The 25,264-nt window shown below is 36.6% G+C and carries 25 protein-coding genes and 1 riboswitch; of the genes, 17 read left to right on the top strand and 8 right to left on the bottom strand.

Annotated elements, in window-relative coordinates; genetic code table 11:
- Positions 1 to 346 precede the first annotated feature (346 nt).
- Complete coding sequence (gene purD, locus AC3WTA_RS26245; protein WP_048560181.1) at positions 347 to 1,618, top strand: phosphoribosylamine--glycine ligase; 1,272 nt, start codon at positions 347 to 349, stop codon at positions 1,616 to 1,618.
- A 36-nt stretch (positions 1,619 to 1,654) separates the two neighbouring features.
- Here purD and AC3WTA_RS26250 read toward each other — a convergent pair whose 3' ends face one another.
- From AC3WTA_RS26250 to AC3WTA_RS26260, 3 genes are all read right to left on the bottom strand, one after another.
- A complete protein-coding gene (locus tag AC3WTA_RS26250; protein WP_001085171.1) occupies positions 1,655 to 1,819 on the bottom strand; it encodes a type II toxin-antitoxin system antitoxin in 165 nt (54 codons plus the stop codon).
- Between the two features lie 16 nt (positions 1,820 to 1,835).
- Complete coding sequence (locus tag AC3WTA_RS26255) at positions 1,836 to 2,681, bottom strand: SPFH domain-containing protein (RefSeq protein WP_000660689.1); 846 nt, start codon at positions 2,679 to 2,681, stop codon at positions 1,836 to 1,838.
- 219 nt (positions 2,682 to 2,900) lie between these two features.
- The gene (locus AC3WTA_RS26260) at positions 2,901 to 3,278 is read right to left on the bottom strand and encodes a YgaP family membrane protein (protein WP_000812332.1); all 378 of its coding nucleotides are present in this window, start codon (positions 3,276 to 3,278) and stop codon (positions 2,901 to 2,903) included.
- A gap of 337 nt (positions 3,279 to 3,615) precedes the next feature.
- Here AC3WTA_RS26260 and pcrB point away from each other — a divergent pair, with 337 nt between their 5' ends.
- The 7 genes from pcrB to AC3WTA_RS26295 all read left to right on the top strand — a co-directional run bounded on the left by pcrB (position 3,616) and on the right by AC3WTA_RS26295 (position 12,698).
- Positions 3,616 to 4,305, top strand: coding sequence for a heptaprenylglyceryl phosphate synthase (pcrB, locus tag AC3WTA_RS26265; protein WP_000272076.1), 690 nt, complete (start codon positions 3,616 to 3,618; stop codon positions 4,303 to 4,305).
- Positions 4,306 to 4,317: 12 nt separating this feature from the next.
- Positions 4,318 to 6,567 carry a DNA helicase PcrA gene (pcrA, locus tag AC3WTA_RS26270; RefSeq protein WP_002096905.1) on the top strand — a complete coding sequence of 750 codons (2,250 nt, stop codon included), beginning with the start codon at positions 4,318 to 4,320 and terminating at the stop codon, positions 6,565 to 6,567.
- A gap of 15 nt (positions 6,568 to 6,582) precedes the next feature.
- Positions 6,583 to 8,592, top strand: coding sequence for an NAD-dependent DNA ligase LigA (ligA, locus tag AC3WTA_RS26275; protein ID WP_000031463.1), 2,010 nt, complete (start codon positions 6,583 to 6,585; stop codon positions 8,590 to 8,592).
- 16 nt (positions 8,593 to 8,608) lie between these two features.
- Complete coding sequence (locus AC3WTA_RS26280; RefSeq protein WP_000717023.1) at positions 8,609 to 9,802, top strand: CamS family sex pheromone protein; 1,194 nt, start codon at positions 8,609 to 8,611, stop codon at positions 9,800 to 9,802.
- 97 nt (positions 9,803 to 9,899) lie between these two features.
- A complete protein-coding gene (locus AC3WTA_RS26285) occupies positions 9,900 to 10,670 on the top strand; it encodes a TSUP family transporter (protein WP_000343967.1) in 771 nt (256 codons plus the stop codon).
- Positions 10,671 to 10,822: 152 nt separating this feature from the next.
- The gene (gene pruA, locus AC3WTA_RS26290) at positions 10,823 to 12,370 is read left to right on the top strand and encodes an L-glutamate gamma-semialdehyde dehydrogenase (protein ID WP_000259557.1); all 1,548 of its coding nucleotides are present in this window, start codon (positions 10,823 to 10,825) and stop codon (positions 12,368 to 12,370) included.
- Between the two features lie 190 nt (positions 12,371 to 12,560).
- On the top strand, positions 12,561 to 12,698 hold the full coding sequence (locus tag AC3WTA_RS26295) for a hypothetical protein (protein ID WP_000521651.1): 138 nt from the start codon (positions 12,561 to 12,563) through the stop codon (positions 12,696 to 12,698).
- A gap of 244 nt (positions 12,699 to 12,942) precedes the next feature.
- Here the strand turns inward: AC3WTA_RS26295 and AC3WTA_RS26300 are convergent, their stop codons facing one another.
- A complete protein-coding gene (locus AC3WTA_RS26300) occupies positions 12,943 to 13,506 on the bottom strand; it encodes a cysteine hydrolase family protein (RefSeq protein ID WP_002096904.1) in 564 nt (187 codons plus the stop codon).
- A gap of 240 nt (positions 13,507 to 13,746) precedes the next feature.
- Positions 13,747 to 13,852, top strand: a riboswitch (SAM riboswitch).
- A 123-nt stretch (positions 13,853 to 13,975) separates the two neighbouring features.
- Here AC3WTA_RS26300 and AC3WTA_RS26305 point away from each other — a divergent pair.
- The 3 genes from AC3WTA_RS26305 to AC3WTA_RS26315 are packed head-to-tail and all read left to right on the top strand — an operon-like array spanning position 13,976 to position 16,526.
- Positions 13,976 to 14,995 (top strand): methionine ABC transporter ATP-binding protein, encoded by a 1,020-nt coding sequence (locus tag AC3WTA_RS26305; RefSeq protein WP_000622977.1) that lies wholly within the window; start codon positions 13,976 to 13,978, stop codon positions 14,993 to 14,995.
- Complete coding sequence (locus tag AC3WTA_RS26310) at positions 14,985 to 15,650, top strand: methionine ABC transporter permease (RefSeq protein WP_001261882.1); 666 nt, start codon at positions 14,985 to 14,987, stop codon at positions 15,648 to 15,650. The genes AC3WTA_RS26305 and AC3WTA_RS26310 overlap by 11 nt, the downstream gene beginning before the upstream one ends.
- A 21-nt stretch (positions 15,651 to 15,671) precedes the next feature.
- The gene (locus AC3WTA_RS26315) at positions 15,672 to 16,526 is read left to right on the top strand and encodes a MetQ/NlpA family ABC transporter substrate-binding protein (RefSeq protein ID WP_000721587.1); all 855 of its coding nucleotides are present in this window, start codon (positions 15,672 to 15,674) and stop codon (positions 16,524 to 16,526) included.
- A 170-nt stretch (positions 16,527 to 16,696) separates the two neighbouring features.
- Here the strand turns inward: AC3WTA_RS26315 and AC3WTA_RS26320 are convergent, their stop codons facing one another.
- The 4 genes from AC3WTA_RS26320 to AC3WTA_RS26335 form a co-directional block, all read right to left on the bottom strand.
- A complete protein-coding gene (locus AC3WTA_RS26320; protein ID WP_002096901.1) occupies positions 16,697 to 17,179 on the bottom strand; it encodes an HXXEE domain-containing protein in 483 nt (160 codons plus the stop codon).
- A 63-nt stretch (positions 17,180 to 17,242) separates the two neighbouring features.
- A complete protein-coding gene (locus AC3WTA_RS26325) occupies positions 17,243 to 17,434 on the bottom strand; it encodes a DUF3926 domain-containing protein (protein ID WP_001206441.1) in 192 nt (63 codons plus the stop codon).
- Positions 17,427 to 18,608, bottom strand: coding sequence for an ArsA family ATPase (locus AC3WTA_RS26330; RefSeq protein WP_078183498.1), 1,182 nt, complete (start codon positions 18,606 to 18,608; stop codon positions 17,427 to 17,429). Before AC3WTA_RS26330 ends, AC3WTA_RS26325 begins: the two co-directional genes overlap by 8 nt.
- Positions 18,609 to 18,683: 75 nt before the next feature.
- A complete protein-coding gene (locus tag AC3WTA_RS26335) occupies positions 18,684 to 19,166 on the bottom strand; it encodes a MarR family winged helix-turn-helix transcriptional regulator (RefSeq protein ID WP_000942477.1) in 483 nt (160 codons plus the stop codon).
- A gap of 231 nt (positions 19,167 to 19,397) precedes the next feature.
- Between AC3WTA_RS26335 and AC3WTA_RS26340 the strand changes: the two genes are divergently transcribed.
- The 6 genes from AC3WTA_RS26340 (at position 19,398) to AC3WTA_RS26365 (ending at position 25,240) form a co-directional block, all read left to right on the top strand.
- Complete coding sequence (locus AC3WTA_RS26340) at positions 19,398 to 19,634, top strand: YiaA/YiaB family inner membrane protein (protein ID WP_001254393.1); 237 nt, start codon at positions 19,398 to 19,400, stop codon at positions 19,632 to 19,634.
- A 141-nt stretch (positions 19,635 to 19,775) separates the two neighbouring features.
- Entirely contained in the window at positions 19,776 to 20,066 is a 291-nt protein-coding gene (gene gatC / locus AC3WTA_RS26345; protein WP_000086999.1) for an Asp-tRNA(Asn)/Glu-tRNA(Gln) amidotransferase subunit GatC, read from the top strand.
- 15 nt (positions 20,067 to 20,081) lie between these two features.
- A complete protein-coding gene (gene gatA, locus AC3WTA_RS26350; protein WP_000051449.1) occupies positions 20,082 to 21,539 on the top strand; it encodes an Asp-tRNA(Asn)/Glu-tRNA(Gln) amidotransferase subunit GatA in 1,458 nt (485 codons plus the stop codon).
- A 14-nt stretch (positions 21,540 to 21,553) separates the two neighbouring features.
- On the top strand, positions 21,554 to 22,981 hold the full coding sequence (gene gatB / locus AC3WTA_RS26355) for an Asp-tRNA(Asn)/Glu-tRNA(Gln) amidotransferase subunit GatB (RefSeq protein WP_001047688.1): 1,428 nt from the start codon (positions 21,554 to 21,556) through the stop codon (positions 22,979 to 22,981).
- Positions 22,982 to 23,450: 469 nt separating this feature from the next.
- Positions 23,451 to 24,356, top strand: coding sequence for a diacylglycerol kinase (locus tag AC3WTA_RS26360; RefSeq protein ID WP_000977669.1), 906 nt, complete (start codon positions 23,451 to 23,453; stop codon positions 24,354 to 24,356).
- A 137-nt stretch (positions 24,357 to 24,493) separates the two neighbouring features.
- A complete protein-coding gene (locus AC3WTA_RS26365) occupies positions 24,494 to 25,240 on the top strand; it encodes an HAD family hydrolase (RefSeq protein WP_000416640.1) in 747 nt (248 codons plus the stop codon).
- Positions 25,241 to 25,264 lie beyond the last annotated feature (24 nt).

The following is a 25,264-nucleotide window of genomic DNA, read 5'->3' on the forward strand; positions in this document are numbered from 1 at the left end:
ACTGTCGCATGTCGTCGTTGCATTGCCAGTGCGGTACTCATGTAGGAAAGCTACATTCCGTGTCCTCCTGTCAAATGTGCCTCGACCTGCTCGGTTCTCTCGATCCTCCCTTTTAAACTTCTATTGATATGGATGTTTAAAAGGTCCGGTCAAGATAACTGTCGCATGTCGTCGTTGCATTGCCAGTGCGGTACTCATGTAGGAAAGCTACATTCCGTGTCCTCCTGTCAAATGCGCCTCGACCTGCTCGGTTCTCTGATCCTCCTTTTTAAACCTTTATTGATATGAAAACAAACTAGGAGCAGAGCTTCTAGTTTGTACTTATTTAAGTATTGGGGGATGAAATATGAATGTTTTAGTAATTGGCCGCGGTGGGCGTGAGCATGCTTTAGCTTGGAAGTTTGCGCAATCTGAAAAGGTGGAAAAGGTATATGTAGCACCGGGTAATGAAGGTATGCGCGATGTTGCAACACCAGTTGATATTGATGAAAATGATTTTGACGCATTAGTTTTATTTGCTAAAGAGAATAAGGTTGAATTAACTTTCGTTGGACCAGAAATTCCGCTTATGAATGGAATTGTTGATCGTTTTAAAGAAGAGGGACTTCGTGTGTTTGGCCCAAATAAAGCGGCTGCTGTTATTGAAGGTAGTAAGGCTTTCACGAAAGAATTGATGAAAAAATATGATATTCCAACTGCAGCATATGAAACTTTTACAGACTATGAAGAAGCAGTACAGTATATTCAAAAAGTTGGTGCGCCAATCGTTATTAAAGCTGACGGCCTAGCTGCTGGTAAAGGTGTAACGGTAGCAATGACGCTTGAAGAGGCATTACAAGCTGTGAAAGAGATGCTACAAGATGTGAAGTTTGGCGAAGCGAGCAAGAAGGTCGTTATTGAAGAGTTTTTAGATGGACAAGAATTTTCATTAATGGCATTTGTAAATGGAACAACTGTGCATCCGATGGTAATTGCGCAAGATCATAAACGAGCTTTTGATGGTGATAAAGGTCCAAATACAGGCGGAATGGGTGCGTATTCTCCAGTACCACAAATTCCAGAATCAGCAGTTCAAGAGGCAATAAAAATGGTATTACATCCAACTGCCAAGGCAATGATTGCAGAAAACCGTTCGTTTACAGGAATTTTATATGCGGGACTTATTTTAACAAACGATGGCCCGAAGGTAATTGAATTTAATGCACGCTTTGGTGATCCTGAAACGGAAGTAGTATTGCCTCGCTTAGAAAATGATTTAGTTGATGTATGTAACGCTGTATTAGATGAAAGTGAATTAACGTTACAGTGGTCAGAGGAAGCGGTAATTGGTGTTGTACTTGCTTCAAAAGGATATCCGGAAGCATATAAAAAAGGTGACATTATTAAAGGATTAGATGCACTGAAAGATGTAATTGTTTTCCATTCAGGTACAGCGATGAAGCATGGTGACTTTGTAACAAATGGCGGCCGTGTACTATTTGTCGCTTGTAAGGCGGACAGTTTACAAACAGCGAAAGATAAGGTGTATAAAGAAATCGGCAAAATTGAGAGTGATGGTCTATTTTACCGAAGTGATATAGGATATCGTGCAATTGGTCATGAGATGACGAGAAGCTAATATGTAAAAATCCCGCTGATTTCTCAGCGGGATTTTTTATGCATCTTTATCTTTTTTCAATTTTCCTTTTTGCTTTGCCATTTCTCGAAGTAAATACTCGATGTGTGCATTGACGCTACGAAACTCATCATTCGCCCATTTTTCGATGACTGCGTGTAATTCAGGATCAATACGTAATGGAAAGCTTTTCTTTTTAGCCATAATGATTTACAACCCTTTAGTATAGGCTTCCTGTATTAATAACTGGTTGCGCACCTTTATCTGAAACGATGGCAACTAATAAGTTGTTCACCATATTTGCTTTACGCTCGTCATCTAATTCAAGTACGCCTTCCTCATCTAACATATGGATTGAATCTTTCGCCATCTTCACAGCACCTTCAACAATCTCTTTTCTAGCAGCTAATACTGCTTTTGCTTGTTGACGTTGTAGCATTGCATGGGCAATTTCTGTTGCGTAAGCTAAATGTGTTAAACGAGTTTCTAATACTTCTACGCCAGCGATTTCAAGGCGCGCTTCTAACTCACGTTTTAATTCTTCAGAGATTTCTTCAGTATTTCCGCGTAACGTGATGCAAGTTTCATCTTGGAAATTGTCATAAGGATATTTTGTTGCGACGTGGCGGATTGCTGTTTCACTTTGAATTTCTACAAATCGATCGTAATGTTCAACACCGAACATTGCTTTTGCAGAATCAACTACTTTATATACGATAACGGCTGCAATTTCAATTGGATTTCCCTCAATATCGTTTACTTTTAACTTCTTACTATTAAAGTTTTCAACACGTAACGATACAGTTTGACGGAATGCGAATGGAATTGTTAAAAATAAACCGTTTTGACGAATTGTTCCTAAATAATTACCGAAAAACGTAATAACTTTTGCTTGGTTTGGTTGAACAATACCAATACCTGTAGCAAGAACGACCGCTAAAATAATAGTTAATGCCGCTCCTATGAAAATTTCTTGTACAAGGAAAAATACACCGATAGCGGCTAAAATTAAAATCCCGATAATACCGAGAAAACCATTTACATAAAAAACTTGTTTTTCTTTCATATGATCGCCTCCTGATATAAAAATGATATCACTTTTATATCATTTTATGCAAGGGCTTTACACTTAATTTTCTGAAATTATTGATTAGGTATCTCTTATGTATATTTTGAGGTTTGAAACGAGAATGTACGTTCTGTTTTATGGTAAAATAAAGAAGACTTAACCGCCCACTGCAGCAGCTAAGTCCCTTTGAGAGCATCTTGCATCGTGACAAATGATTCAAAGCGGTTTTGCCAGGATTATATCTTCAATCGCTGACTCAATCTCTTTGTCAGAAGCGTCAAAACTTCCATTTGACTGTGGTTTGTCGTGATTGGAAGTTTGATTCACTTCTTCTTTAGCATGTCCCTTTTCAGTAAAATTCATGCTAGGCATTTTAAATGCCCCCATATTCATGTATTTTCCGAATTTCCACATTTCAACAACGGGGCAGAAACGAACAATTCCCTCTGCGATTTTCATTGCACCAATCCATAGCAAGACGTTAGACCAAGTGCACCACGGCTTGCGTACAAGTTTAGCGCTACTACAGCCGAAGAGGATAAGTCCGAGTGTAATTCGAATTAGGGCATTTATTGTACCGATGTTTTGCTTCATTAGAAAAACACTCCTTTTTATGAAAGTTGAAATAGATAATACTATTTCTCTTATTAGTATCCCGTGTGACTTTTGGGATATGTAATCCAACATTTGACGTTGAAAAAGATGTTGGAATGTGCGTGTGTGTAAGTAGCTTTTTTTGTTATAATGAAAGAATGCATAAAAGGAAGTTCAAAGTTAAATCCTCTCGTTTGAAAAACTATGGAAGAGGGAATTCCAAATTTAATTCTCCGTTTTAAACAAATATGTAAGATGAAGTTAAAAAATCCTAATGAAAATAAACTGTTATTTTGAACAGGAATATATATAAATAGAGAAAAGAAAGGGTGTTTTCATGTACGATATTTCCGGGTGGAAACATGTATTTAAGCTTGATCCAAATAAGGAGTTAAGTGACGAACATTTAGAAATGATTTGTGAGTCTGGAACAGATGCTGTTATTGTAGGCGGAAGTGATGGCATAACAATTGATAATGTACTACACATGCTAGTTAGCATTCGTAGATATGCAGTTCCTTGTGTGTTAGAGGTTTCTGATGTGGAAGCAATTACACCAGGATTTGATTTTTATTATATCCCAAGCGTTTTAAATAGCCGAAAGGTAGAATGGGTAACTGGTGTTCATCATGAGGCTTTGAAAGAATTTGGGGATATTATGGATTGGGACGAAATTTTCATGGAAGGGTATTGTGTTTTAAATCCTGAAGCGAAAGTAGCCCAGCTTACAGATGCGAAATGTGATGTAACAGAAGATGATGTGATTGCATATGCGCGTTTAGCAGACAAGCTATTACGTTTACCGATATTTTATTTAGAATATAGCGGTACGTATGGAGACAGTGAACTTGTTAAAAATGTAAAAGCAGAATTAAAACAAGCGAAGTTGTATTATGGTGGCGGTATTTCTAATGCAGAACAAGCGAAAGAAATGGCGCAGTATGCTGATACAATAGTTGTTGGAAATATTATTTATGATGATATAAAAGCAGCGTTAAAAACAGTTAAAGCAGTAAAAGGAGAGTAGGTGCAGGCGTATATGAGTAAGACAGATAGGTTATTAAATGGTTTAAATCCGCAGCAACAAAAAGCAGTGCAAACAACGAACGGACCACTACTATTAATGGCAGGTGCAGGTAGTGGTAAAACACGTGTGTTAACACATCGTATTGCGTATTTACTTGGTGAAAAAGGTGTAGCGCCATGGAATGTACTAGCTATTACCTTTACAAATAAAGCTGCTCGTGAAATGCGCGAGCGTATTGATACACTTGTTGGACCAGAGGCAGAAGATATTTGGATTTCTACGTTCCACTCTATGTGTGTACGTATTTTACGACGTGATATCGATCGTATTGGTATTAATCGCAACTTTACAATCTTAGATTCAGGCGATCAATTAACTGTAGTCAAAAAAATTATGAAAGAGCGCAATATTGATCCGAAGAAATTTGAGCCTCGTTCTATTTTAGCTGGTATTAGTAATGCAAAAAATGAATTGTTATCTGCAGATAAATATGCGAAAAAAATTACAATTGCTGATCCATATGAAAAATTAACGAGCGATGTATATACAGAATATCAAAAACGTCTTCTGAAAAATAATTCATTAGACTTTGATGATTTAATTATGACAACGATTCAGCTATTTGAACGTGTTCCAGAAGTACTAGAGTTTTATCAGCGTAAGTTCCAATACATTCACGTGGATGAGTATCAAGATACGAACAAAGCGCAGTACCTTCTTGTAAAACATTTAGCAGCACGTTTTAAAAATTTATGTGTTGTAGGTGACTCAGATCAGTCTATTTACCGCTGGCGCGGGGCTGACATTTCTAACATTTTGTCATTCGAAAAAGACTATGAGAATGCGCAAGTTATTCTGTTAGAACAAAACTATCGTTCGTCACAAAATATTTTAAATGCAGCGAATGCTGTTATTGAAAAAAATTCAAACCGTAAACCGAAAAAATTATGGACAGACAATCAAGTTGGAAGCAAAATCTCATATTACCGTGCTGCGACGGAAAAAGACGAAGCATATTTTGTTGCGAAAAAAATTCGTGACGATATTCAAATGGGAAAACGAAAATATACTGATTTTGCAGTGTTATATCGTACAAATGCGCAGTCTCGTATGGTCGAGGAGATTTTCCTAAAATCTAATATTCCTTACAAAATTGTCGGCGGTACGAAGTTCTACGATCGTAAAGAGATTAAAGACATTTTGGCGTATTTACGTTTAATTGGGAATCCAGATGATGAGATTAGTTTCGCACGTATTATTAACATGCCAAAGCGCGGAATTGGTGCGACTTCTATCGATAAAATTATTAATTACGGTGTACAAAATGGAATTTCATTAACTGCTGTATTCGATGAGATTGAGCATGTTGGTGTAAGTGCAAAAATAACAAAGGCAGTAAAAGAATTCGCAGGTTTATTACACAACTGGGTAAATATGCAAGAGTATTTATCTGTTACAGAGTTGGTAGAAGAAGTTATTGAAAAAACAGGCTATCGCGATATGTTGAAAAACGAGCGTACTTTAGAAGCGGAAGGTCGTCTAGAGAACTTAGATGAGTTTTTATCTGTTACGCAAACATTTGAATCTCAAAGCGAAGATAAGAGCCTCGTTGCATTCTTAACAGACTTAGCGCTTGTTGCTGATATTGATCGTGTCGATGAAGATCCAACTGCTGGTGAGGAAGTTATTTTAATGACGATGCATTCAGCGAAAGGGCTAGAGTTCCCAGTTGTCTTTATTGTTGGGCTAGAGGAAGGAATATTCCCGCATACTCGTTCTCTAATGGAAGAAGATGAAATGCAAGAAGAGCGTCGCCTTGCTTATGTAGGTATTACTCGTGCAGAAGAAGAGTTATATTTATCCAATGCACAAATGCGTACTTTATTTGGTAGAACAAGTATGAATGCCGCATCGCGATTTATTACAGAAATCCCGGCAGAGCTAGTGGAGTCGTTAAATGAAACAGCGCCGAAGCGCGAAACATCGTTTGGTGCAAAAGGAAGAACGGCGAGTAGCAGTAGAACAACAACGACAACTACAACACGTTCTCGTTCAGCTTTCGCGCGTCCTGCAGCTAAGACGACAGGTGGCGAGCAAATCGGCTGGGCAGTAGGCGATAAAGCTTCCCACCAAAAATGGGGAGTCGGTACAGTTGTCAGTGTAAAAGGTGAAGGTGATGCAAAAGAATTAGATATTGCGTTTCCAAGCCCAATTGGTGTTAAACGTTTGTTAGCAAAATTTGCACCTGTGACGAAACAATAGGAAAGGAATGAGGATATGTCAAAAGAGATAGCAAAACAACGTATAGAAGAACTGCGTGATTTGTTAAATACATTTAACTATCAGTATCACGTATTAGACAATCCTTCTGTTTCTGATGCGGAGTATGACCGTAATATGCAGGAGCTTATAAAATTAGAAGCAGAGAATCCAGAGTTTATGAGTGAAGACTCTCCCTCCATTCGCGTTGGGGGAACTGTTCTTGATATATTTGAAAAAGTAACACATAAGTCACCGATGTTAAGTTTAGGAAATGCATTTAACGAAGGAGATTTACGTGATTTCGACCGACGAGTACGCCAAGGAATTGATGATGCGAATGTAAGATATATATGCGAATTAAAAATTGACGGACTTGCTGTTTCACTTCATTATGAAAAAGGACGCTTCATTCAAGGGGCAACACGTGGTGATGGTGTAACAGGTGAAGATATTACCCAAAATTTAAAAACGATTAAAGCGATCCCGCTCCGTCTAAATGAAGAAGTAACATTAGAAGCACGAGGCGAAGCTTATATGCCGAAGCGTTCATTCGTTAAGTTAAATGAAGAAAAAGAACAAAATGGTGAAGATGTATTTGCGAATCCGCGTAATGCGGCAGCAGGTTCAATACGCCAACTTGATCCAAAAATCGCAGCGAAGCGTAACTTATCTATGTTTGTGTACGGTCTTGCGAATGTAGAAGAAAAAACAATTCCATCACATAGTAAATCGCTTGATTTCTTAGGTGAACTTGGATTCAAAACAAATCCAAATCGACGTACATGTGAGACAATTGAAGAAGTTATAGCTTATGTAGAAGAATGGCAAGAAAAACGTCCGCATCTTGATTATGAGATTGATGGAATCGTTATAAAAGTAGATGATGTTGCTCTTCAAGAAAGTTTAGGAACTACAGCAAAGAGTCCAAGATGGGCGATTGCTTATAAATTCCCGGCTGAAGAAGTTGTAACAAGATTAACAGGCATTGAATTAAGTGTTGGTCGCACAGGGGTTGTAACACCGACAGCAGAGCTAGAGCCAGTGCGAGTGGCTGGTACTATCGTTCGTCGTGCTTCTTTACATAACGAAGATTTAATTCGTGAAAAGGACATTCGAATTGGTGACTATGTTGTAGTGAAGAAGGCTGGAGATATTATTCCTGAAGTTGTGAACGTTATTTTCGATAAGCGTACTGGTGAGGAAGAAGAATATCATATGCCAACGCATTGCCCAGCATGTGAGAGTGAACTAGTTCGTTTAGAAGAAGAAGTAGCACTTCGTTGTATAAATCCAACTTGTCCAGCTCAAATTCGAGAAGGATTAATTCATTTCGTTTCAAGAAACGCAATGAATATTGATGGACTTGGAGAACGTGTCATTACACAACTCTTTGATGCGGATTATATTCGTACATTTGCTGATTTATATTCGTTGACGAAAGAGCAATTATTGCAGCTAGAACGATTCGGTGAAAAATCAGCAACGAATTTAGTGCAAGCAATTGAGAATTCTAAAGAAAACTCATTAGAGCGATTATTATTTGGTCTTGGTATTCGCCATGTCGGAGCAAAAGCAGCACGTACATTTGCAGAGCATTTCGAAACGATGGATGCGCTTGTGAAAGCAACGGAAGAAGAACTAAAAGCAATTAATGAGATTGGTGAAAAAATGGCTCAATCCGTCGTGACGTATTTTGATAATGAAGACGTATTAGAGTTATTACAACAATTTAAAGAGTATGGCGTGAATATGGCATACAAAGGTATAAAAATTGCTGATTTACAAAACGTTGAGTCGTACTTCACAGGAAAAACTGTCGTTTTAACAGGTAAATTAGAAGTTATGGGACGTAGTGAAGCGAAGAAGAAGATTGAGGCATTAGGTGGAAAAGTAACAGGAAGTGTTAGTAAAAGTACGGATTTAGTTGTTGCAGGAGAAGCGGCAGGTTCGAAATTAGCACAAGCGGAGAAGCATAATGTTGAGGTTTGGAATGAAGAGAGGTTCTTACAAGAGCTAAATAAGTAAGAGGTGCAAACTTACCATGAAAAAAATAGCATTAGCGGTATTAAGCCTTGGTCTACTTGTAAGTGGGTGTAGTGCAGGTGCCGACAAAGATGACAAAGTGGTTGAGAAATCGGGGAAAGCAAAAGGACAAGCAATCGTTCCGAAGTACTCTATTTCGGATGAATATTATAAGACGACTATTCCATTTGAAGCAGGAGCAGCACGTGGTTTAGTTGTACAAGGAGTAAGTAATCGTCTTGATATAGATGAATTTGAAACAGGATTAATGCGTATTGCAAAAGAATCCTTTAGTACGAAAGATCATTTCTTTAAAGGTGGAAGTGCTCTAGATACTCAAAATTTACAGATGCTTGTTAAAAGAAAGCGTACAGATGCTGAACAAAAGGAACTAGAGGACAAATTAAAAAAAGATGCAGTTAAATTTCCAAACATTGGTTTAAACCCAGCGTTAAGTGGAGGATCTGAATCATTAGAGGCAAAAAATAAAAAAAATCCAATATATATTTCAAATATTTTAGAGCATGATTATTATGTGAAAAAAGGCGGAACAGATGAACTCCAAGGCATTGTAGTTGGTTTAGCAATGAATTCGGTTCATTATTACGAGGAAGAGCATGGTTATCCGCGTGAAGCTAAAATCGAGCAAGAAAAAATGTTAGCTGAAGGGAAAAAAATGGCGCAAGAAGTCTTGAAATTTATGCATGAAAAAAAACCTGACACAAAAAATGTTCCGATAACATTTGCAATTTATCGTCAGGCTCCAAAGGCTTCACTCGTGCCAGGTAACTTTGTTTCTTATGTGAATGTTGAAAAAGGCAGTGAAACGGTTGAGGATTGGAAACAAATTAATGAGAAATATTATTTGTTCCCATCTGAACAAGCGAAAACAGATAATAAACGTGAAGACCTTGCGAGAGTATCGAACTTTAAAGCAAAACTAAGCGATTATTTCCAAGGCGACTATACAGCTGTTATCGGTACTGGTATGTATAGAGACGATGAATTAAGAGAAATAAAGCTTGATATTCCTGTCCAGTTTAATGGGAAAGCAGAAATAATTGGTTTTACACAATATGTAGCCGGGCTTGTTATGGAATACTTCCCGAATTATATGAAAGTACAAGTAACGATTAAATCTGTAGAACGCCCAGAAGCGATTATTATACGTGAAGCGAAGCAAGATGAACCATTTGTGAAAATTTTAGATTAAATAGAAAGGCTGTTCCTTTTATGGAACGGCTTTTTTTCTTGGGGAATTTTGTTATAATTTAAAATGTTATAAATAATGGGGCTAAGGGGTAAGGCACATGGACGAATTAAGTTTTCAAGTCATTATTTTATTAATTGCATTCGGCTTTTTAGCAGCTTTTATTGATTCAGTTGTTGGTGGTGGTGGATTAATTTCGCTTCCGGCACTTATGTTTGTTGGTTTACCACCAGCTTCGGCAATTGCAACAAATAAATTAGCGGCAACGATGGGGACGTTTACGAGTGCAATTTATTTTATTCGATCAGGAAAGGTCGATTTTAAAATTGTAGGAAAGTTAATCCCGTTAACTGTTATAGGAGCGGTCGCAGGTGCTTTAGTAGTAAAGTTTATTCCGCCGGATATTTTACGTCCGTTAGTGCTTGTGATGTTGGTGTTTATTGCCATTTATATTATTGCGAAAAAGGATTGGGGAAGTGTATCCACCTATAAGAAGATGACGAAAAGAAAAACATTAATATTTTTCTTTGTTATTTTAATGATAGGGTTTTACGATGGATTTTTTGGCCCAGGGACAGGATCTTTTTTAATTTTTGCATTTTTATTAATTGGTTTGGATTTTATTCAAGCGGCAGCATCTGGAAAACTTTTGAACTTTGTTAGTAATATCGTATCTTTAATTACTTTTTTATTTTTAGACGTAATTCATTTTGAATACGGTATTATTATGGGATTATCAATGATCTTAGGTGCTTATTTTGGATCAAAGTTTGCAGTTCAAAAAGGTGTTGGATATGTTAGGACTTTATTTTTATTAGTAACTATTTTATTAATCGGAAAAAATGTTTTGGAATATACTCATATTTTGTAGAGTTATACTTTTGTATAACTCTATTTTTTTATTATATTTTAAAAATTTATTAATTTTTAAAATATAAGTCTAGGAATATTTGAATAAATCTAAATTATCGTGTAGAATAATGTTGTAAAATGTAAACGTTTTTCTAAGGGGAGGCTAAAAAAATGGTAGTAGCATACAAACATGAGCCATTTACAGATTTTTCAGTGGAGGCTAACAAATTAGCGTTTGAAGAAGGTTTAAAGAAAGTAGAATCTTATCTTGGACAAGACTATCCATTAATTATTGGGGGAGAAAAAATCACTACAGAAGACAAAATTGTTTCTGTAAACCCTGCAAATAAAGAGGAACTTGTTGGTCGCGTTTCAAAAGCAAGCCGTGAGTTAGCTGAAAAAGCAATGCAAGTAGCGGATGAAACATTCCAAACTTGGAGAAAATCAAAGCCAGAAATGCGTGCAGACATTTTATTCCGTGCTGCAGCAATCGTTCGTCGCAGAAAACATGAATTCTCTGCTATTCTTGTAAAAGAAGCAGGTAAACCATGGAATGAGGCAGATGCTGATACAGCAGAAGCAATCGACTTTATGGAATATTATGGTCGTCAAATGTTAAAATTAAAAGACGGTATTCCAGTAGAAAGCCGTCCAATTGAATATAATCGTTTCTCTTACATTCCATTAGGAGTAGGTGTTATCATTTCTCCTTGGAACTTCCCATTCGCAATTATGGCAGGTATGACAACAGCTGCTTTAGTTTCTGGTAACACAGTATTACTAAAACCAGCTAGTACAACTCCTGTAGTAGCAGCGAAATTCATGGAAGTATTAGAAGAAGCTGGCTTACCGGCTGGCGTAGTAAACTTCGTTCCAGGTAATGGTTCTGAAGTTGGTGACTACTTAGTAGATCACCCTCGTACACGTTTCGTGAGCTTCACTGGATCTCGTGATGTAGGTATCCGTATTTATGAGCGCGCAGCGAAAGTAAACCCAGGCCAAATTTGGTTAAAACGCGTTATCGCTGAAATGGGTGGTAAAGATACAATCGTTGTTGATAAAGAAGCAGATCTTGAATTAGCAGCTAAATCTATCGTTGCATCAGCATTCGGATTCTCAGGACAAAAATGTTCTGCATGTTCTCGTGCAGTAATCCATGAAGATGTATACGATCACGTATTAAATCGTGCTGTTGAATTAACGAAAGAATTAACAGTTGCTAACCCAGCTGTATTAGGTACAAACATGGGTCCTGTTAATGACCAAGCTGCATTCGATAAAGTAATGAGCTATGTTGCAATTGGTAAAGAAGAAGGTAGAATCTTAACAGGTGGCGAAGGAGACGATTCTAAAGGCTGGTTCATCCAACCAACAATCGTTGCTGACGTTGCAGAAGATGCTCGCTTAATGAAAGAAGAAATCTTCGGACCAGTAGTAGCATTCTGTAAAGCAAAAGACTTTGATCATGCACTTGCAATTGCAAACAATACAGAATACGGTTTAACAGGTGCTGTTGTTACTAACAACCGTGACCATATTGAAAAAGCACGTGAAGAATTCCACGTGGGTAACTTATACTTCAACCGTGGATGTACTGGTGCAATCGTAGGTTACCAACCATTCGGTGGCTTTAACATGTCTGGTACAGACTCTAAAGCTGGTGGCCCTGACTACTTAGCACTTCACATGCAAGCAAAAACTACTTCTGAAACTTTATAAGAAATAGTAGAAGAGATCTTCGCAGTCTGCGAAGATCTCTTTTTTTTTTTTTTGAAAAAGTTTCTATATTTGGATCAAGATAGATATGAGTAGAAAAACTAATAAAGTAATAAGGTTTACTTCAGTAAATAAGGTATACTATATTTGTTGAATAGATTCTCTTTAAAGACAAGAAAAGTAGGTGAACAAAGTGGGAAAATATCAATTGGATTACAAAAGTCAGGTAGCCGTGGCAAAGTTTCATGAAAAACAGACGCCTGCCAAATTTGATAAAAAGCAGCAAATTGAAAAATTGCGTGCGGAGTATTTGAAAAAGAAGCAAAAATAAACAGATAAATAATATGTTACGTTTTTGATAGGAGAAACCAGTTCTAAGTACCATATATTACTATTCGGTACTTAGAACTAGCTAAACCCTATTAATATCGGGATAAACATGTAAATAGAAACAAAACAACGAGAAAAGTTGACTTATTAGTCATATTTTTTAGTATTCATTTTAAGAATTTCCTGTATAATACAATTTGAAAGAAAATCTATGGTTTGACAAGAAACACTCTTTTCGGTTTTGCTCACTGAAGGGAGTGTTTTTTTGTAGCCAAAAACTCCTCTGTACTCATTACAGTTGCATATACTCCATTTAAACTAGCCAAAATTGTGTTATGAATATAAACGGCCGGTATAGTAGCATTCTTAAAAGAAAGATCTTTTGTAGCACAAGCATCATGTATAACGGTACATGGAAAGCCGAAATCAAAAGCAGCCCTTACGGTAGCATCAATACACATATGAGTCATCATCCCGCATATGATGACGTGCTCAATGTCTAAACGTTGTAATTGTTCTAGAAGATCAGTTTCGCGAAAACTATTTGGATAATGTTTGAGTATAACGGTTTCTTCTCTAAGTGGACGTACGCTTTCATGAATATGTACACCTTCTGTATTGGGTAGGAAAAAAGTAGCGTCATCTTTTATTGCTACATGTTGGATATGAAAAATAGGTTCGTTTTTCGTTCTAAAGAGTTGTAGCAGCTGACTAGCATATTGGCTTGCTTCTACTGGATTACGCAATTCCATCTTTCCATGTGGAAAATAATCATTTTGAATATCAACGAGTAAAAGAGCTGTTTTCATATATTTATCTTCCTCCGATTTCATATTCAAATAATGGTATTCAATTTATAGAAAGGATTCTCCTTTTAAAAAATATGAAGGAGGAGAATTTAACATAACTTTAAAAATCATTATTGTATGTGATTTTTTATTTGAAAATTTTAATAGAGGGATAATTAATATTTTTCTAAAAAATGTATTGACTCTTATTATTCTGAGTTCTATAATGAGAATTAATTAAACGACAATTAAATCGATACATTCTTATCCAGAGAGGTGGAGGGACTGGCCCTACGATACCTCAGCAACGGGTTTTTTAATACCGTGCTAACTCCAGCAAGCCTATGAAAGGCTTGGAAGATGAGAAGATGTGAACGAGTACATATAAGTGCTCTCCTTCTTATCTTTACGGTTGATAAGAAGGAGAGCACTTTTTATTTTACCTCGAAAGCTCTACTTCAAGTTTTTACAGCATATAGGAGGGAAGAAAATGATTTCTTTTAACAATGTAAGTAAAGTATATGAATCAGGTGGGCAATCTGTTCATGCGGTGGAGGATGTAACGTTATCAGTTGAGAAGGGCGAAATTTTCGGTATCATCGGTTTTAGTGGCGCTGGAAAGAGTACGTTATTACGCCTAGTAAATATGTTAGAGAAACCAACGGCAGGAACGATTTCAATAGATGATAAAGATATTACATCACTATCGACGAAAGAATTACGAAAGCTAAGACAAAGAATCGGGATGATTTTTCAAAGTTTTAATTTATTTAATTCAAGAACAGTGTTTGGGAATATTGCATACCCATTAAAGTTAGCGAAAGTACCAAAGAATGAGATAAAAGAAAGAGTAAATGAACTGCTGAAGTTTGTAGGATTAGAAGATAAAGCAAACTATTATCCAGAGCAACTATCAGGTGGTCAAAAGCAACGTGTTGGCATTGCTAGAGCACTTGCAACATCGCCAGACATTCTTATATGTGATGAGGCAACATCAGCTTTAGATCCAGAAACAACGACAGAGATTCTGAACTTATTAAAGAAAGTAAATCGAGAATACAATGTAACGATTCTACTCATTACACATGAAATGCATGTTGTGAAAGAAATTTGTCACCGTGTAGCTGTAATGGAGAAGGGAAAGGTTATTGAAGAAGGAAAACTGTTTGACGTTTTCACACAACCAAAAACAAAGACAACTCAAAACTTTGTACGCTCCATTATTAATGATCATTTACCGGAAAGTGTTCTAGGGAAAATTCAAAATGGTGGACAAATTTATCGCTTAACATTTACTGGTGAAGAGACAGGGCAGCCGGTACTATCATATATCGCGAAAAACTATAACGTCGATGTAAACGTACTGTACGGAAATATTATTGAACTTCAAAATGTGCTATTTGGAAATCTACTTGTAGAACTGCAAGGTGAGCAGAAAGAAATTCAAAAAGCATTACAACATCTACGACTACAAGTGCAGCTGAAGGAGGTAGAAGCTCATGCGAGTTGATTGGAGTATATTTTGGCCCCGCATAGTAGATGCGACGGGGGATACCCTCTTAATGGTAATTGTAACCCTTATATTTGCTACAATTCTTGGTATACCTCTAGGTTTACTATTATATGTAACGAGAAAAGGGAACTTTTTAGAAAATAAATGGGTCTTTTCTATTCTTAATATCATTATTAACACAATTCGTCCGGTTCCATTCATTATCTTCTTAGTAGCTTTAAGCCCACTAACAAGAAGTGTTATCGGAACGACGATTGGAACAGCAGCAGCAATCTTTCCGATGACGTTAGTTGCATCAATCGGTATTGCTAGAATGGTTGAAACAAACCTTGTTTCAGTTCCAAAGGGAGTCATTGAAGCAGCTCAAGCGATGGGGGCTTCACCAATTAGAATTGTTTTTGAAATCCTTGTGCCAGAAGCGTTAGCGCCATTGATTTTAGGTGTTACGTTTATGACAGTTGGTTTAATTGAATTTTCTGCAGTTGCTGGGCTTGTCGGTGGTGGCGGTCTTGGTGACTTAGCGATGACATATGGTTATCAACGTTTTGATACATCAGTTATGTTCGTAACGGTCGTTTTACTTATTATTCTTGTACAGGTAGCTCAAAATTTAGGAAACTACTTTGCGAAAGTCTTTTTACGCAGAACATAAAAAGGAAGAGGGGAAAAGAAAATGAAGAAAATTTTAGCATTTGCATTATCAGCGATTGTAGGAATTTCAGCGTTAAGCGGCTGCTCAAGTGGAGACACGGGGGCAGGAGCAAAAGAGAAAGTAGTTCGCGTTGGCGTAACCGGAACAGATGGAGACGCTTGGGAAATTTTAAAGAAAAAAGCTGAAAAAGAGGGAATTAAAATTAAACTGGTTGAGTTCTCTGATTACACAACGCCAAATAAAGCGTTAGCTGATGGAGATATTGAACTAAACTCATTCCAGCACGTTGCTTTCTTAGAGCAATTTAAAAAAGAGCATAAGTTAGATATTACAGCTGTTGGTACAACGCAAATTGCACCAATGGGCTTATACTCTGAAAAATATAAGAAGGCAAATGAAATTCCAGATGGTTCAGAAATTGCGATTCCAAATGATCCAACGAACCAAGCTCGTGCATTAAAACTTCTTGATGCAGCTGGATTATTAAAGCTTAAGAAAGACTTTGGCTTATTCGGAGATCCAAGCGGCATTGCTGAAAATCCGAAGAAGTTAAAAATTACACCGGTTATCGCACAGCAAACACCTCGTGTATTAAAAGATGTTGCAGCTTCAGTTATTAATAACGGTGTTGCTGGTCAAGCTGGATTAGATCCAGCGAAGGATCCAATTTTCTTAGAAGATCCAAAGAATGAAAATGCGAAGCCATATATTAATATTTTCGCAGCTCGTACAAAAGATAAAGATGATCCAACACTGAAAAAAGTAATTGAACTATATCATTCAAAAGAAGTAACAGATGCAATTAAGAAAGAAACAAATGATGGTTCCATTTCAGTAGATCTTTCACTTGAGGAGCTTGAAAAAATCGTAAAATAATTATCGGGTTTAACGATTAACAGTAGGAACCCCTCCGCTGTTAGCTCGTTCAACATATAATCTACTTAACAAACAAAACCCTAATTCTGTACCTTCCAATTCTGTATAACGTAGAATCCAATGTTTGTTAAGTAGAGTGATGGACCAGGAGTTTTCCTGGTCTTTTTTTATTACTGAAAGTAGCTAGCGAGTAATAAGATAATCCAAATTATAATGGGGTAAGAAAATAAGCTGAAAATAAGTGTAATTACGAATTGCTTTTTGTGAATTAAGTATTTTTGGGATAAAAAAAAGAAAATAGAAAAAATAGCAATGAAAACAGCTGATATTACGCCAGGATTATAGGAACGATAAATAAAAAACAAAATAATATGTTGAACAGAGTTGAAGAAGATAGCCCCTTGTATAAAAATAATCCAGTATATAGAAGACAAGAAGTTCAGTTGATATAGAAAGACGATAAGTAAAACAAAGAGAGTTAATACAGAAATCGCAATGAAAAATTGTTGACTAGTTATAAAAGTAATCGAAAATTGATTAGCAAGATATCGTGGCATCTGGAAAGATTCTTCAAGGTTATGAATGAAAAATAAAAAGGGAATTAGCCAGATTGTAAGAGTAGTAAAGTGTCTTGCAGAAGAAGTTTTTATCAATTTACATCAGCTCCAATAAAGGGATAGAAAGCCTATAGGAAAAGGCCTTCTATAAGGATATGATTATTCAATTACAATACTTTTTAAATTACTCTCAGGTTGTGGTTGTTCGGCAACATAAGAAGATAGCTCCTCTTGCAAAATATTTAGTATTTGCTTAGCTGATTGCTGGATTGGGGGAGGTAACTCTTCTAATATATTCATACCGACTTTTATTTTTGTACGAATTACCTTCCTTAGTAGTTCCTCACGCATGCACTACACCTCCAAATCGAATGTTTAGTACATCATCTTCGAATTTTGCTCCTTGAATAGAAAGGTGTGTTAATGTTTTTGGTAATGTGATGTTCCGTTTCACAGAACCAGCACGAATGATAAGCTCATCACCTTTTTGATTTAATGCAAGTTCACTTTTGTTAGAGAAGGGAATGGAAAGTACAAAAATATATTCATCGCCATCTTTTTTTACATATTGAGTGCGACCGTTAAATTTCACTTCCGTAGGAGAAGAATCTGATTTAAATAAAGCGTCTCCTACACGCTCTAACATGGACAAACCGACAACTTCTTGTTCAAACATAGGAGCTTCGTAAATAGGAAGCGGCTGAAAACTATCTTGAATTAATGTTTTATATTTTTTTTGAGTATCTTTCCATGCTTGAAAATAAGGATCGATGACAGTATTAGGGATGACGCGGTTAATCATAATGGCATCTACGTTATAATCGTATAAATTTAAATACGTAAAGCTACGCTGAGCTTCTTTAATGACCATTTTTTCGGGATTTACAACGATGCGGATACTTGTTATTTCTCGATTTGATAAAATATCTCTCATTTCTCCGAGCTGTTCAAGTGTATTCGTTAATTCGTCCATAATATCATCGGTTGGAAGGGGGACACCAAGAAGTGGTTGAGCTACAGGACGAACAACTTTTAAAACTTTTCTTTTAATAGGAAAGAGTTTTTCCATCCACCAGCCGAGCATGTCTGGAAAACTGAGCATTGCTAATGTTTCTCCTGTTGGAGCGCAATCAATGATGATAACATCATATGTGTTTTGTTTATAATAATCGAGTACGCGAAGTAAGCTAATTAAATCTTCCATACCAGGAAACATTGTTAATTCTTCTGTTGTAATATCATCAGCTGCTTTGGAAGTGAAGAGTAGTGTAATATATTTCTGTAATTTCCCCCAGCCTTTTTCCATCTCATAAATCGTATTAATTTCTTGTGCCCACAAATTTTCACGAATTTCTAATGGCTCAGAAGATAGCTTTATACCAAATGAATCTCCTAAACTATGAGCAGGATCTGTACTCATTACTAATGTTTTTAATCCTTGTTTTGCGCTTTGAAGTGCTGTTGCTGCTGAAATGCTAGTTTTTCCTACGCCGCCTTTACCTGTATACAAAATAATTCTCATTATTCTATCCCCTTTGTTTCGAGTGTCGAATATTACGAGTGCCGAAATAAAATATTGAATAAAAACCCAACTAGGGTTTTATTCAATCGGAATGTTTTTCATTTTAGGTGTAGAAACCTTTTCTTCTGTTTTTTGCTGTGACGTAGCGATGTGATTCATGATCTTTTGGAAGATTTGTAGTAAGAATGCTTTTTCTTCTTCTGATAATGCTTCTGTCACTAGGTTAAAGTAATGGGCTGCATTTTGTTTTACTTCTTGGACGAGCATTACGCCGTTTTCTGTTAAACGAATTAATACAATGCGTCGGTCGTTTTCATCACGGTACCTTTCAATATATCCCTTTTTTACGAGGCGATTTACAACACCTGTCGTTGTACTCATCGGTATATCAAGAAGGTCAGCAATTTTTGTCATTGTAATATCTGTATTTCGCTCCATCCAAAGTAAACAAAATACTTCTGTTTTAGAAAGTGTTAAATCTAGGCTTACCCATTCTTCAGGATAAAAAAGTTTCTTGGCGTTATCTAGCAGTAAGTCTAAAAAATGTTCATATTGCAACAATTATTTCCACTCCCGTATATTTCGAGGTTCGTAATATTTGTTTTTATTTTATGCAGAATTGAAATAAATGTCAATAATTTTAACTGTTTTTTCAGATTAGACAGAAAACTAACTTTAAAATAGTATTCTTTTATGATGGATGTATAAATATAAAACTAGAACTTACATAAAAATCCATCATGGTAAATATACTTATCTATAATGGATGTATAGCTAACGAGGGGGAGAACGATGAGAAGACGTAATACGCAAGCGTTCACGTTTTTAGCATGGACTTCATTTGTTTGTGCACTTTCAGGTATGCTAATTGGGATTTATACGTTAGATGAAACGCTTAGTGTAAAAGGATATTATTTAATTGGAACATTATTTTTGACGATGTCTTGTTTTGTATTACAAAAAACAATTCGTGATAATGAAGAAGATAACGAGAGATTTCCGAAAAATAAACCGTTAGATAAAGAGTAAATCGTAAAGAAAGGCGTTTGCCTTTCTTTTTTTATGTAAAAATGCAGTAAGTGCCGTGTGTTGACTTGCTTGAAGTACTGAAAATTTGGTATCATCAATAGTATTGTAGATTGAACGATATATTATGGAGGTGGCCTAGCCGTGTCAAGAATTTCCGTTGAGAATGTAAAGCACGTAGCACATTTAGCACGTCTTGCAATTACTGATCAAGAAGCTGAAAAATTTCAAAAACAACTAGATGCAATTGTTACATTTGCAGAACAGTTAAATGAATTAGATACAACTGATGTAAAACCAACAACTCATGTATTAACTATGAAAAATGTTATGCGTGAAGATGTACCAGAAAAAGGTTTACCAGTCGAAGAAGTATTAAAAAATGCACCGGATCACAAAGATAATCAAATCCGTGTTCCAGCAGTATTAGAATAGAGGAGGGGAATTTCGATGTCATTATTTGATCATTCCGTATCAGAGTTACATAAGAAGTTAAACAACAAAGAAATTTCCGTTACGGATTTAGTAGAAGAATCTTACAAACGTATTGCGGATGTTGAAGATAACGTAAAAGCTTTTCTTACATTAGATGAAGAAAACGCACGCGCGAAAGCGAAAGAATTAGACGCGAAAATTGGTGCTGAAGATAATGGTTTATTATTCGGTATGCCAATTGGTGTAAAAGATAACATTGTAACTAACGGTCTTCGTACAACTTGTGCGAGCAAAATGTTAGCAAACTTTGATCCAATTTATGATGCAACAGTTGTGCAAAAGCTAAAAGCTGCTGACACAGTTACAATCGGTAAGTTAAATATGGACGAGTTCGCAATGGGTTCTTCAAATGAAAACTCAGGTTTCTACGCTACGAAAAATCCATGGAACTTAGATTACGTTCCAGGCGGATCTAGTGGTGGTTCTGCAGCAGCTGTAGCAGCAGGAGAAGTATTATTCTCTCTAGGTTCTGATACGGGTGGTTCTATCCGTCAGCCAGCTGCATATTGCGGCGTTGTAGGTTTAAAACCAACTTACGGACGCGTATCTCGTTACGGATTAGTAGCATTCGCATCTTCACTTGACCAAATCGGACCGATTACACGTACAGTAGAAGATAATGCATACTTATTACAAGCTATTTCAGGTATTGACCGTATGGATGCAACTTCTGCTAACGTTGAAGTAGGAAACTATTTAGCTGGTTTAACAGGCGACGTTAAAGGTTTACGCATTGCTGTACCGAAAGAATACTTAGGAGAAGGTGTTGGCGAAGAAGCTCGTGAGTCAGTACTAGCTGCTTTAAAAGTATTAGAAGGTATGGGCGCAACTTGGGAGGAAGTATCTCTTCCACACTCTAAATACGCTCTAGCAACGTATTACTTATTATCTTCTTCTGAAGCATCTGCTAACCTTTCACGCTTTGATGGCGTACGTTACGGTGTTCGTTCTGATAATGTAAATAATTTATTAGACCTTTACAAAAACACACGTAGCGAAGGTTTTGGTGATGAAGTAAAACGTCGTATTATGCTTGGTACATTTGCACTTAGCTCTGGTTACTATGATGCATACTACAAGAAAGCACAACAGGTACGTACATTAATTAAAAACGACTTTGAAAATGTATTTGCTAACTACGATGTTATTATTGGACCAACAACGCCAACTCCGGCATTTAAAGTGGGCGAAAAAGTTGATGATCCAATGACAATGTATGCAAATGACATTTTAACAATCCCAGTAAACTTAGCGGGTGTTCCAGCGATTTCTGTTCCATGTGGATTCGGTGCTAACAACATGCCACTTGGTCTACAAATCATTGGTAAACACTTCGATGAAGCGACAATTTACCGCGTTGCACATGCGTTTGAGCAAGCAACAGACTATCATACAAAAAAAGCAAGTCTGTAAGGAGGCGAGCATAGATGAATTTAGAAACAATTATTGGTTTAGAGGTTCACGTTGAGTTAAAAACAAATTCGAAAATTTTCTCTGCGAGTCCAACAGAATTCGGAGCGGAGCCAAATACACAAACAAGTGTAATTGACTTAGGATACCCAGGGGTACTTCCTACTTTAAATAAAGAAGCAGTTAACTTTGCAATGAAAGCTGCAATGGCATTAAACTGTGAAATCGCAACGGAAACGAAGTTCGACCGTAAAAACTATTTCTACCCAGATAATCCGAAAGCTTACCAAATTTCTCAATTCGATAAGCCAATTGGTGAAAATGGTTGGATTGAAATTGAAGTAGACGGTAAAAAGAAACGTATCGGTATTACACGTCTTCATTTAGAAGAAGATGCTGGTAAATCAACGCATACAGCTGATGGTTCATTAGTAGACTATAACCGTCAAGGTATGCCTTTAATCGAGATCGTATCTGAGCCAGATATGCGTACGCCAGAAGAAGCATATGCATACTTAGAGAAGTTAAAATCAATCATTCAATACACTGGCGTATCTGATTGTAAGATGGAAGAAGGTTCTCTACGTTGTGATGCGAACATTTCTCTTCGTCCAGTTGGACAAGAGAAGTTCGGTACAAAAGCGGAACTGAAAAACTTAAACTCATTCACTTACGTACAAAAAGGTCTTGAGCACGAGCAAGTGCGTCAAGAGAAAGAATTGTTATCTGGTGGTATCATCCAACAAGAAACACGTCGTTATGATGAAGCAACGAAGAAAACAATCTTAATGCGTGTGAAAGAGGGATCTGACGATTACCGTTACTTCCCAGAGCCAGACTTAGTTGAACTTTACATCGATGATGAGTGGAAAGAAGAAATTCGTGCTTCGATTCCAGAACTTCCAGATGCACGTAAAGCTCGCTACGTTGCAGAAATTGGCTTACCAGCTTATGATGCACACGTATTAACATTAACGAAAGAGATGTCTGATTTCTTTGAAGCAGCAATTGAAGATGGAGCAGATGCGAAACTAACATCAAACTGGTTAATGGGTGAAGTGCTTGCATACTTAAACAAACAACAAAAAGAATTAAAAGACGTTGCATTAACGCCTGCTGGTTTATCTAAAATGGTTCAATTAATTGAAAAAGGTACAATTTCTTCTAAAATCGCGAAGAAAGTATTTAACGAATTAATTGAAAAAGGTGGAGACCCAGAGGAAATCGTTAAAGCAAAAGGTCTTGTTCAAATTTCTGACGAGGGTACACTTCGTAAAGTTGTAACAGAAATTCTTGATAATAATGAGCAATCTATCGAAGACTTTAAAAACGGTAAAGACCGTGCAATTGGCTTCTTAGTTGGTCAAATTATGAAAGCTACAAAAGGACAAGCAAATCCGCCGCTTGTTAACAAAATCTTACTTGAAGAGATTAATAAGCGATAATAATAGTAACTTGTAAAGATTAAGCAGAAAAACACCCGTACATGGGTGTTTTTCTAGGTTAATCAAACGTTTGTTTAAATGAGAGAAGATCGTTTAAACAAACGTTTGATTAACTGTCAAAAGTGGAAAAATGTTTGTATAGCAACTATGGTATGATAGTTGCAAAAAGGTGGGAATAATGATAAATCTAGACATAGAGGTTTTTTTCATCTCATGAAATAATAGATAATTATTATTCGTTACATGTAAATTGTTGTGAGGAAATAGATGGACATAAATTTTTGTAAAATAAAACAAAACCATTGAAATGAATATTTACTTTTGATGGACTACACGAATCGGGTTCTTACTGCCTGTTTGAGCGAGATAAAAGAAGGATAGGAAGATGAGAGGAGGTAGGCATGGGAATACTGAATAGAAGTTCGGTATGTTCTTTTTCAATATATAAAGAAATTTCCTGTGCTAATAAATGATGAAGCGAGCAAGAATTATTTATAATCCTACTTCTGGGCGCGAGCTATTTAAGAAGAGCTTACCGGAAGTATTACAAAAATTAGAACAAGCTGGATATGAAGCGTCTTGTCATGCGACAACTGGTCCTGGAGATGCGACTGTGGCAGCGAGGCAAGCTGCGGATCGTAAGTTTGATGTTGTTATCGCAGCTGGTGGTGATGGTACATTAAATGAAGTGGTGAACGGTTTAGTAGGACATGAACATCGTCCAAAGTTTGGAATTATTCCAGTTGGAACGACAAATGATTTTGCGCGTGCGATCGGTGTACCTCGTGCTATTGAAGAGGCTGCGGATATTATTTGTGAAGGGAAAACAGTTCCGTTAGATCTTGGTAGAGCGAATGATACATATTTCATTAATATCGCAGGTGGCGGCCGTATTACAGAATTAACATATGAAGTGCCAAGCAAGCTAAAAACGGTATTAGGCCAACTTGCTTATTATTTAAAAGGAATCGAAATGCTACCATCATTACATCCAACATATGTTGAAATCGAGTATGATGGAAAGTTGCTACAAGAAGAAATTACGATGTTTTTAATTACGAATACTCGTTCAGTTGGTGGATTCGAAAAAGTAGCACCATATGCATCGATTAATGATGGCTTATTTGATTTATTAGTACTGAAAAAAGGTTCTATCGCTGACTTAATTAAAGCAGCAACACAAGCGCAGCGTGGTGAACATATTAACAATCCAAAAGTGCTATACACGCAAGCAAACCGAATTAAAGTGCATTCACCAGATAAACTAATGATTAATTTAGATGGTGAATACGGTGGAGATGCACCGATGGAATTCGAAAATATATATCATTGTCTTGAACTATTTGTTCCTGAACAACAAGAGGATGCCCTGTAAAGGCATCCTTTTTATTATATAGAGGAATTGTAAATTGGAAGTTAGTTTGATTTTTATGGTATTTTTACAATTCGTTTATTTTATATCCATACTTTATTGATACACTGGAGGAGATAAGAAACGAGAGGTAGGGTGCTATGGAGAAGGTAAAAGCAATATTATTTGATAAAGACGGGACATTAATGGATTTTCATTCAATTTGGATAAAAGTAGCTGAAGAGCTTGTCGCTGAATGTATAAAATTATATCAACTCCCACAGTCAATGCAGCAGGCTTTATTAAAAGAAATCGGTGTGGATGGGGCATTTGTTCATCCTCGTAGCGCAATAGCTGCTGGAACGAGCCTTGATGTTGCAAAGGGGCTTTGTAAGTATATTACGTCATCTAAGGAAGAGGAGATGCATGAGTGGGTAAGTGAAAAGTTATTTTCTCTTATGTATGAGCATCGTTCCTATATGAAAATGACGGCGGATTTACCGAGAATTTTACAAGGTTTAAAGGATAGAGGATTTATTTTAGGTGTTGTTACAGCTGATGATTTTGCACCGACAGAATTGTTTTTAAAACAGTATCAATTAGAGTCTTTTTTTGATTATGTTGTAGCTTCAGATACGTTTCCGGCACAAAAACCAGATAAAAGAATTGTAGAGTCTTTTTGTGAGAAGTTTCATTTAGAAGCATGTGAAGTAGCCATCGTTGGAGATACACCGACTGATTTATATTTAGCGAGAAATGGCGGCGATTGCTATGCCATTGGAGTACTGTCTGGCACAGGAGATCGTCAAACTTTAGAACCACTTGCGGATTTAGTAGTACAATCTGTAGGGGAGTTTATTTCTCATTCGGGTGAGTTGATTTGGGAACAAGGAAAGTCTAATGTGTAAGAAAAATAAGTCTATAAGGACTCT

The sequence above is a fragment of the Bacillus sp. EB106-07-01-XG149 genome (assembly GCF_058791555.1).